Consider the following 16,028-nt stretch of genomic DNA (forward strand, 5'->3'; position numbering starts at 1 on the left):
AGCCCCTCCAACGCCTTCGAAGCTCTAGGAGTTCTGCGTGCCCACGGCCACCGCGTCCGCCCTTCAGACGCGCACTGACCTGCGAAACGTCGCGATCGTCGCGCACGTCGACCACGGCAAGACCACGCTGGTCGACGCCATGTTGCGCCAGTCCGGCGCCTTCTCCGCGCGTGCCGAGCTCGTCGACCGGGTCATGGACTCGGGCGAGCTCGAGCGGGAGAAGGGCATCACGATCCTCGCCAAGAACACGGCTGTGCGCAGGCACACGCCGGATGGTGACGTGATCATCAACGTCGTCGACACCCCCGGCCACGCCGACTTCGGTGGTGAGGTCGAGCGCGCGCTGTCGATGGTCGACGGTGTCGTCCTGCTCGTCGACGCGTCCGAGGGCCCGCTGCCCCAGACGCGCTTCGTGCTCCGCAAGACCCTCGCCGCCGGCCTGCCGGTGATCCTGCTCGTCAACAAGGTCGACCGCCCCGACGCCCGGATCTCCGAGGTCGTCGAGGAAGCCCACGACCTGCTGCTCGACCTCGCGACCGAGGTGGGCGCCGACGAGTCGGTGCTCGACCTGCCGGTCGTCTACGCGTCCGCGCGTGCCGGTCGTGCGTCGCTCACCCAGCCCGAGGACGGCGGCCTGCCGGACGAGGAGAACCTGGACACGCTGTTCCAGGTTCTGCTCGACCACATCCCCGCTCCGCACGTCGACGTCGACGGGCCGCTGCAGGCGCTCGTCACGAACCTCGACGCGTCGACCTTCCTCGGCCGCATCGCGCTGTGCCGCATCCACCGCGGCACGCTGCGCAAGGGCGAGACCGTGGCGTGGTGCCGCGAGGACGGCGAGCCGCAGAAGGTCCGCATCACCGAGCTCCTCATCACCGAGGCGCTCGACCGCATCCCCGCCGAGTTCGCCCGCGCGGGTGACCTGGTCGCCATCGCCGGCATCGCGGACATCACCATCGGTGACACGCTGGCCGACGCCGAGACCCCCGAGGCGCTGCCCCGGATCACGGTCGACCAGCCGGCCATCTCGATGACCGTCGGTGTGAACACCTCGCCGCTGGCCGGCCGCAACGGTGGCACCAAGCTCACCGCCCGCGTCCTCAAGGCCCGTCTCGACGCCGAGCTCGTCGGCAACGTGTCGGTGAAGGTCCTGCCGACCGAGCGTCCGGACACCTGGGAGGTGCAGGGCCGCGGTGAGCTGGCGCTGGCCATCCTGGTGGAGCAGATGCGCCGCGAGGGCTTCGAGCTGACCGTGGGCAAGCCCCAGGTGGTCACGCACACGGTCGACGGCAAGATCCACGAGCCGTTCGAGCGCCTGTCCGTCGACTGCCCCGAGGAGCACCTCGGCGCCGTCACGCAGCTGCTGGCCAACCGCAAGGGCCGCATGGAGAACATGTCGGGCCACGGCACGGGCCGCATCAAGCTCGACTACGTGGTCCCGTCGCGCGGCCTCATCGGCTTCCGCACCGAGTTCCTCACCGAGACCCGCGGCACCGGCATCGCCAACGCCGTCTCCGAGGGCTACGGCCCGTGGGCGGGCGAGATCCGCACGCGCCACAACGGCTCCCTGGTCGCCGACCGCACCGGCTCCATCACCGCCTACGCGATGATCCAGCTGGCCGACCGCGGCACGTTCTTCGTCGAGCCGGGTGCCGACGCGTACGAGGGCATGGTCGTGGGCGAGAACCCGCGTGCCGAGGACCTCGACGTCAACATCACCCGCGAGAAGAAGCTCACGAACATGCGCTCCTCCACGGCAGACGTGATGGAGACGCTGGCCCGCCCCCGCAAGCTCTCGCTGGAGGAGGCGCTGGAGTTCTGCGCGTCCGACGAGTGCGTGGAGGTGGCCCCGGAGGTCATCCGCGTCCGCAAGGTCACGCTGGACGCCAACCTGCGCGGCCGCGAGCGCTCGCGTCTCAAGCAGCGCGGCTGAGTCGAACGCCTGACGAGGGCGGCCGGGCCGGTGGCCTGGCCGCCCTTCGTCGTCTCCGGGGTGCACGGGGACCCAGGTACCCGTGGAACGCGTTCCGACCCCCGCGATCCCGCCGGTTCCGGCACCGAACCACTCTTCCAGGTGAGCCGTACTACCCACCGGGCGAGCAACCCCGCGACGGCGCCACACGTCACCCGTAGTGGCGCGGGTGACAAAACCTGGGTTGCCCGAACGCCGTCAACACTCTTCTGGCAATGTGAGGACCATGAGGCGACTTGGGGGAGTGCTCGTCGCTGCCGTCCTGTGCGGCAGCGCGGCGGCGTGCACGAACGCGCCTCCTCCGCCCCTGGTGCCGGCGTCCGAGGCGCCCGTCATCACCACCACGGGGCCGAAGGTCACCGAGATCGTGGTCGGCGTGGACGACGTGGCGGGCGGCTACAACCCGCACTCCCTCGCGGCGCAGAGTCCCATCACGACGGCGCTCAGCTCGCTGTTGCTGCCGAGCGTCTTCCGGCCGGGCAACGACGGCGCGCCGCAGCTCGACCGCAACCTCATGGTGAGCGCCAGGGTCACCAAGGCCGAGCCGTTCACCGTCACCTACACGATCCGCAAGGACGCCAGCTGGTCCGACAGCGCTCCCATCGCCGCCGAGGACTTCTACTACCTCTGGCAGCGTATGAGGGCCGAGCCCGGTGTGGTGGATCCGGCGGGTTACAGGCTCGTCAACAACATCAGCGCGCGGGAGGGCGGCAAGGTCGTCGAGGTCGCCTTCGGCAAGCCGTTCCCCGGCTGGCGCTCCCTCTTCGCGAACCTGCTGCCCGCGCACCTGCTCAAGGACGCGCCCGGCACGTGGTCGAACGTGCTCGCCACCGGGTTTCCCGCCACCGCGGGCCCCTTCCAGGTGCGCAGCCTCGACGAGCCGCGCGGTGAGGTCGTGCTGGAGCGCAGCGACCGGTACTGGGAGACGCCGACCACGCTCGACCGGGTCGTCATCCGCAGGGCCACGCACAGCGCGATGGCCGAGTCACTGTCCAAAGGCGACAACCAGGCGGCGTTGCTCAGGGCCGACGCGTCGGACGTGAACCTGCTCGCGGGCATCGAGAAGGTCACCACCAAGCCCGTGCCGCGCAACGAGGTCGTGCAGGTGCTGCTGCGGCCCGCGAGCGAGCGGCTCAAGGACGTCAAGACGCGCAAGGCGGTCGTCGCCGCGCTCGACCGCGAAGCCCTCATCGCGTTCGGGACGCAGAGCGGGCCGAGCACGTCGTTCCGGGCCGACTCGTACGTGGTGCCGCCGAGCCGCGCCGGGTACGCGAAGTCGATCACCGGGAACACCCTGGACGCGGCGGCGAGCGAGCAGCTGCTGACCGAGGCCGGCTACGCGAAGGCCGGCGCGGAGTGGCAGAAGGCCGGCAAGGCGCTCAAGCTGAAGATCGCGGCACCGGAGAAGACCGAGCCCTACACCGGCATCGCGAACCGGATCAAGGCCCAGCTGGCCGAGCGCGGGATCGACTCCGAGGTCGTCACGCCGAACGCCGAGGAGCTCTTCAGCAAGCAGCTCACGGAGTCCGACGTGGACATCGCCGTCGTCCCGCGGGTCGACGCGGGCGACTCGGCGGCGGCGCTCGCGAGCGAGTTCGGCTGTGCCGGTGACGCCCCGGACGGCGCGACGCCCGGTCCGCAGAACCCGGCGGGCTTCTGCGACCCGGCGATCCAGGCCGACATCGACGCCGCGCTCACCGGCAAGGCGCTGCTGTCGGACGTGCTGGCCCGCGTCGAGCCGTTGATCGCGGCCCAGGCCGTCTCGGTGCCGCTGTTCCAGGTCGTCGACCTGCTCGGTGTGCTCCCGACGGTTTCAGGAGTCGACACCGGGGCACCCCTGGCGGGCGTGCTCAGCGGAGCGCCCGAATGGCGACGGCTCGACAAGTAGCCGCCGCCGTAAATCCGTTGTGCGTGCCCTTTTCACGTTGCTACATTCGGCCGTTCTCGTTGACAGAATTCCTGTCGCCCGGTCAACGAACGCATTCGCCCGGTAATCGAGCCATTGCGGCCTGCAACAACCTGTTTCCATTGGGTCACGATCGCCCTCTTGGGTAGTGACCGCCACCTCACCGGCTTTCTACCGTGCTGCCCACGATGTGCCGGTTCGGGGCGCGTATGGCACATCTCGGTTATGGGCGTGCAGGCCGACCAGGCAACGGCCGCCCAGTGCTAGGAGGGCACGTGTCGATGAGGAGAACCAAAGCACTTCCGGCGATCGCGCTGGTCGCCAGCGCGTCTCTCGTGCTGGGTGCGTGCGGTGGTGGCGGCGGCGGGAGCAGCGACGCCGATGGTGGCGACGCCACCATCGCGGAGATGGCGACCGCCCGCGGTGAGTCCGCGGACGGCTACACCGCGCCGGAGACGAAGCAGAGCGACCAGGTGGTCGTTTCGACCGACAAGCCGTTCACCTCGTACAACAACGCGACGGAGGACGCCAACCAGTCCTACAACACGTTCGCGTTGGTGCTCGTGCAGCCTGGCGCGCACATCACGAACGGCAACAACAAGGTCGTCCTGAACAAGAACACCATGGAGTCGATCGAGGTCACCTCGAAGTCTCCCCAGGTCGTGACCTGGAAGATCAAGAAGGGCGTCACCTGGTCCGACGGCGAGGCCTGGGACTGCGACGACTTCTACATGGCGTGGTTCACGCAGTCGAACACCGCGAAGAAGGCCGACGGCAGCAAGTTCTTCAAGCCGGCCGGCACGACGGGCTACGACCTCGCGACCGGTGAGTGCAAGGACGACCAGACGTTCGTCGGCACGTTCTCCTCGCCGTACCCGGACTACGAGGACATGTTCAACGCCGACGTCCTCCCCGCGCACATCCTCGAGAAGAACGCGGGCATCGCGGACGTCACCAAGCTGACCAAGGCCAGCGACCCCGCCGAGCTGCAGAAGGCCGCCGACTTCTGGAACGAGAAGTGGAACGGCTTCACCAAGGAGCTCATGCCCGGCGCGGGCCCCTACGTCATGACCGGCTTCGAGCCGAACCAGTCGGTGACGCTGGAGCGCAACGCGAAGTGGGCCGGCAACCCCGGTGGTCCGGCCAAGATCATCCTGAAGGCGATCCCGGACCCCGTCGCGCAGGCGCAGGCGCTGGAGAACGGTGAGCTCGCCGTCAACTCCTTCGCCCAGCCGGACGCGAACGCGGCCACCAAGCTCAAGGGCCTCAACGCCCAGGGCGTGACGTTCGGCGCGGGCCCCGGCCTGTCGTTCGAGCACCTCGACATCCAGATGAAGCACCCGGTGCTGTCGAAGGAGGAGGTCCGCAAGGCCTTCTTCATGTGCGTCAAGCGCCAGGACATCATCGACAAGCTGATCTCCGAGGTCCAGACCGACGCGAAGCCCATGGGCAGCCTCATGTTCTTCCCGAAGGACGAGGGCTACAAGGACGTCTACGGCGAGAAGGCCAAGGGCGACCCGACCGAGGCCAAGAAGATCCTGACCGACGCGGGCTGGGCCCAGGGTGCCGACGGCGTGTTCGCGAAGGACGGCGTCCGCGCCTCCTTCCGGATCAGCCACACCGACATCCCGCGCCGCAAGCAGACGGTCGAGCTGATCCAGGGCCAGTGCAAGGAAGCCGGCATCGAGGTCAAGGACGACACCGACCCGAACTTCCTCGACGAGCGCGTCTCCGCCGGTGACTACGACGTGGCGCTGTTCGCCTGGTCGAGCTCGCCGTTCAAGAGCGGCAAGAAGTCGATCTACGAGACCGGTGGTGGCCAGAACTGGCAGAACCTGTCCGTGCCGAAGGCCGACGAGGCCCTGAAGCAGGCCGTCTCGCAGACGTCGATCGCGGACTCCCTGAAGTACTTCCAGGAGGCCGACGAGGCGATCGCCGGTGCGTACGCGTCCTTCCCGCTGTTCCAGATGCCGAACATGTGGGCGTTCAAGGGACTCGACCGCGTGTACTTCCAGAGCTACTACGGCGCGCTGTGGAACGCCAACGAGTGGCAGACCAAGTAATCGCCATAGCTGAAGTGCGCAACGCCTGACCGGGCGGGGCCGGACCACGAGTCCGGCCCCGCCCGAGCCGGGTTGCCCCCTAGGAGCCCGCCCGTGATCCGCTACATCATCCGGCGCCTGCTGATCTCGATACCCATCCTGCTGATCGGCAGCTTCGCCTGTTACGTCCTCGTCGCCACCGCCGGAAACCCGTTGGCGGAAATGCGATTCCGACCGGGTGTCACCGAAGCCGACATCAAGGCCGCGGAGATCTCCCTGGGCCTCGACAAGCCCGTCATCGTCCGCTACTGGAACTGGCTCACCGACTTCCTGTCGGGTGACTGGGGCCAGAGCATCGCCCTCGGTCAGGCCAAGACCGCCGTCTTCCCGGCCGTCACCGACGCGCTGTGGACCACCGGCCGGCTCGTCATCGGCGCCGAACTCCTCGCTCTGACGCTGGGTGTCTCGGTCGGCGTGCTCGCCGCCGTGCGCCAGTACTCGATCTTCGACTACCTCGCCACCAGCACCGCGTTCCTCATGTTCTCGATGCCGATCTTCTGCGTCGCGGTCATCGTGAAGAACTACGGCATCCAGTTCAACAACGTCCTGGAGTCGATGGGGCTGGACCGCTGGCTCACCACCGCGGGTCCGCGGCCGGGAGGCTTCAGCGGCAGCTTCGGCGAGGTCATCTTCAAGTACACAGGCACGTTCCTGCTGCCGACCGTCGCGCTGATGCTGATCAGCTTCGCCGCGTACAGCCGGTTCGAACGCGCCTCGATGCTCGAGATCCTGCACTCCGACTTCGTGCGGACCGCGCGGGCGAAGGGCATCTCCCAGGGCCGCGTGATCTTCAAGCACGCGTTCCGCAACGCGCTCATCCCCGTCGCCACGCTGTTCTCGCTGAACTTCGGTGCCGTGCTCTCCGGCGCGATCATCACCGAGACCGTGTTCGGCTGGGCCGGCATGGGCACGCTGCTGGTGAACTCCGTGCGGCAGTTCGACCCGCCGATGCTGATGGGCTGGCTCGCGGTCACGGCCACCCTGATCGTGCTGTTCAACCTGTTCGCCGACATCGTGTACGGCTTCCTCGACCCTAGGATTCGCCTTGGCTAACATCAACTTGGCGTCCGAGGGCGGCGTGGTGAACAGCGCTCCCCAGTCAGACTCCCACGAGTTCGACGCCTCCCAGACCCGCACGCAGGGCCAGCTCGTCCTGCGGCGCTTCCTGCGCCACCGGCTCGCGATGGTGAGCCTCGGCGTCTTCGTCTTCCTCGTCCTGTTCGCGTTCGTCGGCCCGTTCATCTGGACCTTCGACTTCGAGGACGTGAGCAGCAAGTCCTACCAGCCGATGAGCGGCACCCACCCGCTCGGCACCACCCAGGTCGGCAAGGACATGCTCGCGCTGCTCATGCGCGGCACCGGGTACTCGCTGCAGATCGCGCTGATCGTGGCCGCGCTGGCCACGGCCATCGGCGTGACCTTCGGTGCCCTCGCCGGATACCTGCGCGGCTTCGTCGACACGACGCTGATGCGCCTGGTCGACCTGCTGCTGATCATCCCGCAGATCGCGGTCGCCGCGATCGTCGTCAAGGGGTTCTCCGGCAGCTGGTACGTCGTCGCGCTGGTGCTCGCCGCGTTCGCCTGGATGCAGATCGCCCGCATCACCCGCGGTGAGACGCTCTCCCTGGCGCAGCGCGAGTTCATCGAGGCCGCGCGGGCGTGCGGCGCCTCGACCTCGCGCATCATCTTCAAGCACCTCGTGCCGAACATGATCGGCAGCATCACGGTCAACGCCACGCTGGCGATCGCGAGCGCGGTGCTGACCGAGGCGGCGCTGTCGTTCCTGGGACTGGGCGTCCAGCCCCCGGACACCTCGCTCGGCGTGATCGTGCTGGAGAACTACGGGCAGTTCCTGAACCGGCCGTGGCTGTTCTGGGGTCCGTTCATCGTGCTCGTGTCGCTCTCCCTGGCCGTCAACTTCATCGGTGACGGTCTGCGCGACGCGTTCGACCCGAGGCAGACGAAGGTGCGTGCCTGATGTCCACTGTTTCCGAACTGTCGGAGGACTTCCTGCCCTCCGGTTCCACCGCACCGCTGCTCTCGGTCAAGGACCTGTCGGTCACCTTCCCGACCGACGACGGCGACGTCCGCGCCGTGCGCAACGTCTCGTTCGACCTCAACCCCGGCGACGTGCTGGGCATCGTCGGCGAGTCGGGCTCCGGCAAGTCCGTGTCGTCCATGGCGATCATGGGTTTGCTGCCCAAGAACGCCGTTATCGAGGGCTCGATCCGCTACCGCGGTGAGGAGCTGAACGGCCGCACCTACAAGCAGATGCAGCCGTTCCGCAGCAAGCACATCTCGATGATCTTCCAGGACCCGATGACGTCGCTGAACCCCGTCTACACCGTGGGGTGGCAGCTCGCCGAGACCTACCGCGCGCACCACGACGTCTCGAAGAAGGCGGCGTGGGCCAAGGCGGTCGAGGCGCTCGAACTGGTCGGCATCCCGCAGCCGGACAAGCGCGCGGCCCAGTACCCGCACGAGTTCTCCGGCGGCATGCGGCAGCGCGTGGTGATCGCGATGGCGATCATCAACGACCCGAGCGTGATCATCGCCGACGAGCCGACCACCGCGCTCGACGTGACGGTGCAGGCGCAGATCCTCGACACCATGCTGCGCCTGCAGTCCGAGACCGACGCGGCGATCATCATGATCACGCACGACCTCGGCGTGGTCGCGGGCATGGTGAACCGCGTGCAGGTGATGTACGGCGGCACCGTGGTCGAGTCCGGCCCGGTCGACGACGTCTTCGAACGGCCGCGGATGCCCTACACGGTCGGGCTCCTGGGCTCCGTCCCGAACCCGTCCACGCTGGGCAAGCGGCTCACCCCGATCAAGGGCGCGCCGCCCTCGCTGGTGAACCTGCCGACCGGCTGCTCGTTCTCGCCGCGCTGCCCGCTCGTCGCCGACGTGTGCCACGAGTACGAGCCGCTGCTGGAGGAGGCCGGCGCCGCGAACCACCGGACGCGCTGCCACCGCTGGGAGCACCTGGCGACGATCGAGACACCGCAGAAGTTGTTCCTGCACGACGAGATCGGCACCGTCGAGAACCCGGCCGCGTTCGCCGCGGCCAACCCCGACGAGTCGCTCGAGGTGACCGCCGTGCACGGGTCGTTGCTCACGGATGAGGAGGCGAAGTGACCGCGCCACTGCTGGAGGTCACCGACCTCGTCAAGGAGTTCCCCGTGCGCGGCAAGGGGATCATCCCGCGCAACATCGGCACGGTGCAGGCCGTGTCCGGCGTGTCGTTCACGCTGCACCCCGGTGAGACGCTCGGCCTCGTCGGCGAGTCCGGCTGCGGCAAGTCCACGACCGGCCGCGCGATCCTGCAGCTGCACAAGCCGACCTCGGGCTCGGTGAAGTTCGAGGGCCGCGAGCTCACGTCCATGAGCACCAAGCAGCTGCGGCCGCTGCGCAAGGACATCCAGATCGTCTTCCAGGACCCGTACGCGTCGCTGAACCCCAAGTGGCAGGTCAACGACATCATCGCGGAACCCCTGGTGATCCACGGTGTCGAGGGCGGCGTGCAGCGGCGGGTCAACGAGCTGATGGAGCTCGTCGGCCTGAACCCCGAGCACCGCAACAGGTACGCGCACGAGTTCTCCGGCGGCCAACGCCAGCGCATCGGCATCGCCCGCGCCCTGGCGCTGAACCCGCGCTTCCTGGTGCTCGACGAGCCGGTGTCCGCTCTGGACGTCTCGGTGCAGGCCGGTGTCGTGAACCTGCTGGAGGAGCTGCAGGAACGACTCGGGCTCGCGTACCTGTTCGTCGCGCACGACCTCTCGGTGGTGCGGCACATCTCGGACCGGGTCGCGGTCATGTACCTCGGCAAGATCATCGAGATGGGCGAGCGCGAGGCCATCTACGCCAAGCCGATGCACCCGTACACGCAGGCGTTGCTGTCCGCGGTGCCGATGCCGGACCCGAAGGCGGAGCGCAAGCGCCAGCGGATCGTGCTGACGGGCGACGTGCCGTCGCCGGTCAACCCCCCGTCGGGGTGCCGGTTCCGCACGCGGTGCTGGAAGGCGCAGGACATCTGCGCGACCGAGGAGCCCCGGCTGGAGAGGCGGGGTGGGCCGGAGGGAACGTTGTCCGCGTGCCACTTCGCGGAGGAACGTTCGGTGGTCTGAGGCCACGCAGGCCACGTAGGCCACGCGGGACATCGGCCAGGGGACGCGCTGCCGGCGCGACCCTGGCCGTTCGCCGTGTCGGGGGAGTGGCTTGGGGTGGGCCGCTGCCGTGCCAGGGGAAGGCGGGATCGCGTCGGGTGGCGGGGCATATGGCTGACGTGTCAGGGGATGGCGGAATCGCGGGATCGCGTGGACTGGCCGGAGCGTGCTGCTGCCATGCCAGGGGATCGCGAGATCGCGACGGCTGGCAGGCCGTGGTGCTGCCGCGCCACGGGATCGCGCGATCGCGCCGTCTGGCAAGGCCTACTGCCGCCACGCCAAGGGATCGCGAGATCGCGTCGGCCGGACGACCGACTTCCCGGCGATCTCGCCGCCCCCTCGGAGAGGGGGCAGACCAACACAGCTTTACTCTTTTACGGTGACCCTGACTGCCCCACCACGGTTGCTCTTCGTGCACGCCCACCCCGACGACGAAAGTCTGTGGACCGGCGGCACCATCGCGCGCTACGCCGCCGCGGGCGCGCACGTCACCGTGGTCACCTGCACGCTGGGCGAAGAGGGCGAGATCATCCCGCCCGCCCTGGCGAACCTCGCCGCCGGTGCCGCCGATCAGCTCGGCGGATACCGGGTGGGTGAGTTGAGATCCGCCTGCGCCGCACTCGGTGTGACCGACCACCGCTTCCTCGGCGGCATCGGCCGCTGGCGCGATTCCGGCATGGTCGACGTGCCGTCCAACGCCCACCCGCGCGCGTTCATCCAGGGGCCGCTCGACGACCAGACCGCCCAGCTGGTCGAGATCCTGCGCGAGGTCAAGCCTCAGGTCGTGGTGAGCTACGACGCGTTCGGCGGTTACGGCCACCCGGACCACATCCGCGCGCACGAGATCACGGTGGCCGCGTGCGCCCAGGTCTCGGACGTCGAGCGAGTCTTCTACGCGGTGACGTCCCGCGACGCCACGAACGCCGGTGTGGCGGCCTTGGAGGACGTCCCCGAGGCGTTCCGGCTGCCCGAGCCCGGCGAGCTGCCGGTGACGCCGGATGAAGAGATCACAACGGTTGTCGACATCTCCGAGCACCTGACGGCCAAGCGGCGGGCGTTGAGGGCACACTCGACGCAGGTCAGTGTGTGGGACGGCGGGTACGCGTTGTCGAACGACATCGCGCAGCCGCTGGTCGGGGGCGAGTACTACGTGCTCGCGAAGGGCTCACCGGAAGGTGCGGCCGCGGATCTGTTCGGAGGACTTGGGTGAGCGGTGGCACGCGTGGGTTGTTGTTGCTGCTTCTGTGCGTGGAGGCAGCGGCGCTCGCCGTGCTCGAAACGTTCTTCCTGCCGCTCAGACTCGACGGCGTGATCCTGCCGCGGCTCGGCGACGTCCCGTTCCCGGTCACGATCGTCGTGGCCGTCGTCACCACGCCGCTGCTCGTGCAGTGGGCGGCCGGCCTGTCCGGCCGGGTGTCGGCCGCCGCGGCGCCGCTGGTCGTGTGGTTCTTCACGATCTTCACGCTCGGGTTCCTCGAGCCGGGCGGCCAGGGCCAGTTCCTGCTCGGGGACTGGCGGACGCTGCTGCTGATCGCGGGCGGTGCGATGCCCGGCGCGGTCGCCGTGGGCGCCGTGATGGCGCGCAACGCGGCGAACCGGCCCGGCCTCTACGAGACCGCCGGGATCCAGTAGCGGTAGCGGTGGTGCTCGGTGCAGCCGAGCTCCTCGTACAGCCTGATCGCCGGGTGGTTGTGCTCGGCCACCTGCAACGCGCACGTCGTGGCGCCCTGCTGCAGGCCCCAGCCCGCGAGTTCGCCCATGAGCTTCCTGGCGAGGCCCTGACGGCGGTGGGAGGGCCGCACGGCGAGGCGGGCCACGTGCAGCACGTCCTCCACGACGGCGCCCCGGACGGCCGCGACCACCTCCCCGTCGTCGGTGAGGCTCGCGAAGCAGACGGTGCCGCCGCTGCCGAGCACGTGCCGCTGGGCGGCGGAGACCTCCGATCCCGCCGTCAGTTCCCACCATCCGGGAAGATCGAGATTCTCGGCTACGCCCTCGGCGAACTTCTCCAGCGGACCGGTCATGACCAGCGACTCGGCGCCGCCGGGGTGGTCCAGGTCGACGTGCCAGCCCGCAGTGGCGATCGCGGCCTCGTGTGCCGAGCCCCTGACCACGTGCGCTGTGGGTTTGATGCCGTGCCCGGCGGCGAACCCCTCGACGACCTTCAACGCGTCGGGGATGGGGATGCCGGGATCACCGCAGGTCAGCGTGCTGTTGGCGCGGCCGGTGAACCCTGCGGCAGCTCGCATCGACCAGTCCCCTAGCGGAACTTCTGCCAGGGCGGGCCATGCTCGCGCGCAGAGTGACTCCAGATGATCGACGGTGTGCACGCGTTCATCCTGTCCCACCAGGTGTTGTGACGTGGAACACCGCTTGGATAAGGCAAGCCTGACCGGGTGATACTCGAACGTGCCGCGTACTCTCCGGCTTGCGCGGTGTGACCGATGAAGTTGGAGAGCGCAGTGACTTATGTGATCGCCCAGCCGTGCGTGGATCTGCTCGACAAGGCGTGCATCGAAGAGTGCCCTGTCGACTGCATCTACGAAGGCGACCGGATGCTCTACATCCACCCCGACGAGTGCGTGGACTGTGGTGCGTGCGAGCCGGTGTGCCCGGTGGAAGCCATCTACTACGAGGACGACGTCCCCGACGAGTGGAAGGACTACACCAAGGCGAACGTCGACTTCTTCGACGAGCTCGGTTCGCCGGGTGGCGCGTCGAAGGTCGGCAAGGTCAGCAACGACCCGCCGTTCGTCAAGGCGCTCGAGCCGCAGCAGGCCGAAGGGCATTGATCATCGCAGGCAGGGGCCCGGCGCTGCCGGACTTCCCGTGGGACCAGCTGGCCGACCACGCCGCCAAGGCGCGCACGCACCCCGGTGGCGTGGTCGACCTGTCCGTCGGCACGCCCGTCGACCCGGTCCCGGAGGTGATCAGGGCCGCGCTGGCCTCGGTCTCCGACGTCCCCGGCTACCCGACCACCCACGGCACCCCTGAGCTGCGCGCGGCCTTCGTCGCCGCCGTGGAGCGGCGGTACGGGGTCGTCGGGCTCAGCGAGGCGGCGGTGCTGCCCACCATCGGCTCCAAGGAGCTCGTGGCGTGGCTGCCCACCCTGCTCGGCATCGGGCCGGGCGACGTCGTGGCCGTGCCCGCCGTCGCGTACCCCACCTACGAGGTGGGCGCGCTGATGGCGGGGGCGCGGGTCGTCCGCCTGGCCGACGGGGAGGCCCCGCCCGCCGGCACCCGGCTGGTGTGGCTCAACTCGCCGTCCAACCCGACCGGGCGCGTGCTGTCGGCGGCGCAGTTGCGCGACGCCGTGGCCGCCGCCCGCGCGGTCGGTGCGGTCGTGGCTTCGGACGAGTGCTACCTGGCGCTGCCGTGGGACTCGTCCCCGGTGTCGGTGCTGCACCCGTCCGTCGTGGACTCCTTCGACGGCGTGCTCGCCGTGCACTCGCTGTCGAAGACGTCGTCGCTCGCGGGGTACCGGGCCGGGTTCGTCACCGGTGATCCGGAACTGGTCGCGGGCCTGCTGGAGCTGCGCAAGCACGCGGGCATGATCGTGCCCCGGCCGGTGCAGGAGGCCATGCGCGCCGCCCTGGAGGACGACGCGCACGTGGCCGAGCAGCGGTCGAGGTACCTGGCCCGGCGCGAGGTGCTCAAGCCCGCGCTGGAGGCGGCCGGGTTCACCGTGTCGCACTCCGAGGCGGGGCTCTACCTGTGGTCGACTCGCGGTGAGGCCGCCTGGGAGACGATCTCCTGGCTGGCCGACCGGGGGATCCTCGCGGCTCCGGGCACGTTCTACGGGCCGGAGGGCGCGCAGCACGTCCGGGTCGCGCTGACGGCCACCGACGAACGGGTCGCCGCGGCCGCGGAACGCCTCAGGGCTTGAGGGCCGACCAGACCCGTCGCGTGAACTGGTTCGGAGGGACGGCGTCCGTCGTCAGGCGGACGCTCGTGCTGATCTCCTCGCCGCTCAGGCCGAGGCCCAGCACGAGGTGCCAGTGCAGGTCCCACAGGTCGGCGAACGCGTCCAGTTCCACGTCGGCGTCCGCGCTCACGTGGAGCACGGCCGGTTCCGCGACGCGCACGACCCGTTCCACCGCCCGCACGTCCCGCGTGTTCGTGCGGAAGCTGAACTGCAGGTCCACCGTCGCGAGGTCGAGGCCGTACGTCGCGTACGAGTGGCATCGGTGGTGCGGCAACGACAACGGCTGGTTCGTCTCCAGGTAGAGGTCGCCCTCGAACCGCAGCGTCGGCGAGTGCTGGCTCAGGGTCGCTCTCGCGCTGACGAACTCCCAGCCCGGCATGTCGAGCTTGGGCACCAGCAGTTCCAGCACCTCACCGCGGCGCGCCGAGCGGGTGCGCTCGCCCGAGCGCCACGGGATCTCCCTGCTGTACGGCTCTTTCTTGGTGACGAACACGTACGGCGCGTTGTCGGTCTGCAACGAGAGGACGACGACGGTGCGGCCGCGGGCCCAGTCGAACGCGACCGTGGTGAGGCCCGGTGCGACGCCGTCGAAGTGGCTCTCGACCCGAGGCCACCACGACGACAACTCCTCGGCCGGCGCGCCCTTGACGTAGCGGCCCTTCTCGTCGACGCCGACGATCCACATCGCCTCGGAGCCGCGCGCGGCGTTGCACAGCGCGGCGATCTGGCGGGCAGCCTTGCCGTGGTCGACCGGCCACTGCGTCTTGAACTCCACGAAGGAGTCCTCCGACTGCGCCCCCTGGAGGGCACGCTCGATCGCGGCGCGAGCGTTCAACTCGAGTCGCTGTTTCAGCACGTGCACCTCCCCGGGGACAGCAGGGACCGGGCCCTGCTCAGTCGTTCGCGTGCAGCGCCGCGTTCAGCTCGACGCCGGTGCCCTTGCGGGGCTTGACCAGGACCGTGCCGGTGACGGAGTCCCGGATGAAGAGCAGGTTCGACCGTCCGCTCAGGGACAGCGCCTTGACGACCTCGCCGTCCGGGAGCGTGACCTTCGTGCCCGCGGTGATGTAGAGACCGGCCTCGACCACGCAGTCGTCGCCGAGGGAGATGCCGAGGCCCGCGTTCGCGCCGAGCAGGTTGCGCTCGCCGATGCTGATGACCTGCTTGCCGCCGCCGGACAGGGTGCCCATGATCGACGCGCCGCCGCCGACGTCCGAGCCGTCGCCGACCACGACACCGCCGGAGATGCGGCCCTCGACCATCGAGCCGCCGAGCGTGCCGGCGTTGAAGTTGACGAAGCCCTCGTGCATGACCGTGGTGCCGGACGCGAGGTGCGCGCCCAGGCGGACGCGGTCGGCGTCGCCGATGCGGACACCGGACGGGACGACGTAGTCGACCATGCGCGGGAACTTGTCGACGCTGTAGACCGTCACCGGGCCGCGCACGCGCAGGCGGGTGCGGGTCTGCTCGAAGCCGTCGACCGCGCACGGGCCGTGGTTCGTCCACACGACGTTCGTCAGCAGGCCGAAGATGCCGTCGAGGTTCGCGCCGTGCGGCTGCACCAGGCGGTGGCTGAGCAGGTGCAGGCGCAGCCAGACGTCGTAGGTGTCGGCCGGGGCCGCGTCCAGGTCGACCGCGACCCTGACGCCGACGACCTCGACGCCGCGTTCCAGGTCCTCGCCGAGCAGCTTCGCGGCGGACTCGCCGAGCGCCTCCGCGATCTCCGCGGACGACACGCGGACCGTGCCGAGCTCTCCCGCCTCACCGAGGGCGGGGGACGGGTACCAGGTGTCGAGGACGGTGCCGTCCGGGGTCACAGTGGCCAGGCCGATGCCGTATGCGGTGCTCACAGGTACCGAGCTTAGTCCGCCGAACGGCACCGCCACCGCCCGGCGGGGAAGTGTGACGTGCCCCCGCAGGCGTATTCACTTAGGTAAGCCTGACTTAAGCTGAC

14 protein-coding genes are annotated in these 16,028 nt (G+C 69.4%); 11 read left to right on the forward strand and 3 right to left on the reverse strand.

Features of this window, described 5'->3' with window-relative positions; translation table 11 throughout:
* Positions 1 to 37 precede the first annotated feature (37 nt).
* From typA to BMY74_RS04510, 9 genes are all read left to right on the forward strand, one after another.
* Complete coding sequence (gene typA / locus BMY74_RS04470) at positions 38 to 1,933, forward strand: translational GTPase TypA (RefSeq protein WP_089909659.1); 1,896 nt, start codon at positions 38 to 40, stop codon at positions 1,931 to 1,933.
* 265 nt (positions 1,934 to 2,198) lie between these two features.
* Positions 2,199 to 3,860, forward strand: a complete 1,662-nt coding sequence (locus tag BMY74_RS04475; protein WP_089909662.1) for an ABC transporter family substrate-binding protein — start codon at positions 2,199 to 2,201, stop codon at positions 3,858 to 3,860.
* Positions 3,861 to 4,159: 299 nt separating this feature from the next.
* Complete coding sequence (locus BMY74_RS04480) at positions 4,160 to 5,941, forward strand: ABC transporter family substrate-binding protein (protein WP_089910528.1); 1,782 nt, start codon at positions 4,160 to 4,162, stop codon at positions 5,939 to 5,941.
* A 93-nt stretch (positions 5,942 to 6,034) separates the two neighbouring features.
* Positions 6,035 to 7,033, forward strand: coding sequence for an ABC transporter permease (locus BMY74_RS04485; RefSeq protein ID WP_089909665.1), 999 nt, complete (start codon positions 6,035 to 6,037; stop codon positions 7,031 to 7,033).
* Positions 7,026 to 7,958 carry an ABC transporter permease gene (locus BMY74_RS04490; RefSeq protein WP_371927423.1) on the forward strand — a complete coding sequence of 311 codons (933 nt, stop codon included), beginning with the start codon at positions 7,026 to 7,028 and terminating at the stop codon, positions 7,956 to 7,958. The genes BMY74_RS04485 and BMY74_RS04490 overlap by 8 nt, the downstream gene beginning before the upstream one ends.
* Positions 7,958 to 9,121 carry an ABC transporter ATP-binding protein gene (locus BMY74_RS04495; protein ID WP_089909671.1) on the forward strand — a complete coding sequence of 388 codons (1,164 nt, stop codon included), beginning with the start codon at positions 7,958 to 7,960 and terminating at the stop codon, positions 9,119 to 9,121. The genes BMY74_RS04490 and BMY74_RS04495 overlap by 1 nt, the downstream gene beginning before the upstream one ends.
* On the forward strand, positions 9,118 to 10,110 hold the full coding sequence (locus BMY74_RS04500; RefSeq protein ID WP_089909674.1) for an ABC transporter ATP-binding protein: 993 nt from the start codon (positions 9,118 to 9,120) through the stop codon (positions 10,108 to 10,110). Before BMY74_RS04495 ends, BMY74_RS04500 begins: the two co-directional genes overlap by 4 nt.
* A 418-nt stretch (positions 10,111 to 10,528) precedes the next feature.
* On the forward strand, positions 10,529 to 11,359 hold the full coding sequence (gene mshB, locus BMY74_RS04505; RefSeq protein WP_089909677.1) for an N-acetyl-1-D-myo-inositol-2-amino-2-deoxy-alpha-D-glucopyranoside deacetylase: 831 nt from the start codon (positions 10,529 to 10,531) through the stop codon (positions 11,357 to 11,359).
* Positions 11,356 to 11,781 (forward strand): hypothetical protein, encoded by a 426-nt coding sequence (locus BMY74_RS04510; protein WP_089909680.1) that lies wholly within the window; start codon positions 11,356 to 11,358, stop codon positions 11,779 to 11,781. The genes mshB and BMY74_RS04510 overlap by 4 nt, the downstream gene beginning before the upstream one ends.
* On the opposite strand, the gene BMY74_RS04515 is transcribed toward BMY74_RS04510, so the two are convergent.
* Positions 11,757 to 12,497: a GNAT family N-acetyltransferase gene (locus BMY74_RS04515; protein ID WP_425434812.1), complete on the reverse strand. Its 741-nt coding sequence runs from the start codon at positions 12,495 to 12,497 to the stop codon at positions 11,757 to 11,759. The genes BMY74_RS04510 and BMY74_RS04515 overlap by 25 nt on opposite strands.
* Before the next feature lie 114 nt (positions 12,498 to 12,611).
* Here BMY74_RS04515 and fdxA point away from each other — a divergent pair, with 114 nt between their 5' ends.
* Both fdxA and dapC read left to right on the forward strand, forming a co-directional pair.
* On the forward strand, positions 12,612 to 12,941 hold the full coding sequence (gene fdxA, locus BMY74_RS04520) for a ferredoxin (protein WP_218159521.1): 330 nt from the start codon (positions 12,612 to 12,614) through the stop codon (positions 12,939 to 12,941).
* Positions 12,938 to 14,035, forward strand: coding sequence for a succinyldiaminopimelate transaminase (gene dapC, locus BMY74_RS04525; RefSeq protein ID WP_281244946.1), 1,098 nt, complete (start codon positions 12,938 to 12,940; stop codon positions 14,033 to 14,035). The genes fdxA and dapC overlap by 4 nt, the downstream gene beginning before the upstream one ends.
* Here dapC and BMY74_RS04530 read toward each other — a convergent pair.
* A complete protein-coding gene (locus BMY74_RS04530) occupies positions 14,025 to 14,930 on the reverse strand; it encodes a hypothetical protein (protein ID WP_143091441.1) in 906 nt (301 codons plus the stop codon). The two genes, dapC and BMY74_RS04530, sit on opposite strands and share 11 nt — an antisense overlap.
* Positions 14,931 to 14,967: 37 nt before the next feature.
* Positions 14,968 to 15,924 (reverse strand): 2,3,4,5-tetrahydropyridine-2,6-dicarboxylate N-succinyltransferase, encoded by a 957-nt coding sequence (dapD, locus tag BMY74_RS04535; RefSeq protein WP_245785881.1) that lies wholly within the window; start codon positions 15,922 to 15,924, stop codon positions 14,968 to 14,970.
* Positions 15,925 to 16,028: the final 104 nt, after the last annotated feature.

Origin of the sequence: Lentzea albida (assembly GCF_900111005.1) — a bacterium.
GTDB classification, from domain to species: Bacteria; Actinomycetota; Actinomycetes; order Mycobacteriales; family Pseudonocardiaceae; genus Lentzea; species Lentzea albida.

Excerpts from the sequence above, each read along its gene's own strand:
- BMY74_RS04475 (WP_089909662.1), top strand. The coding sequence starts at position 2,199 with ATGAGGCGACTTGGGGGAGTGCTCGTCGCTGCCGTCCTGTGCGGCAGC.
- BMY74_RS04480 (WP_089910528.1), top strand. The coding sequence starts at position 4,160 with ATGAGGAGAACCAAAGCACTTCCGGCGATCGCGCTGGTCGCCAGCGCG.
- BMY74_RS04495 (WP_089909671.1), top strand. The coding sequence starts at position 7,958 with ATGTCCACTGTTTCCGAACTGTCGGAGGACTTCCTGCCCTCCGGTTCC.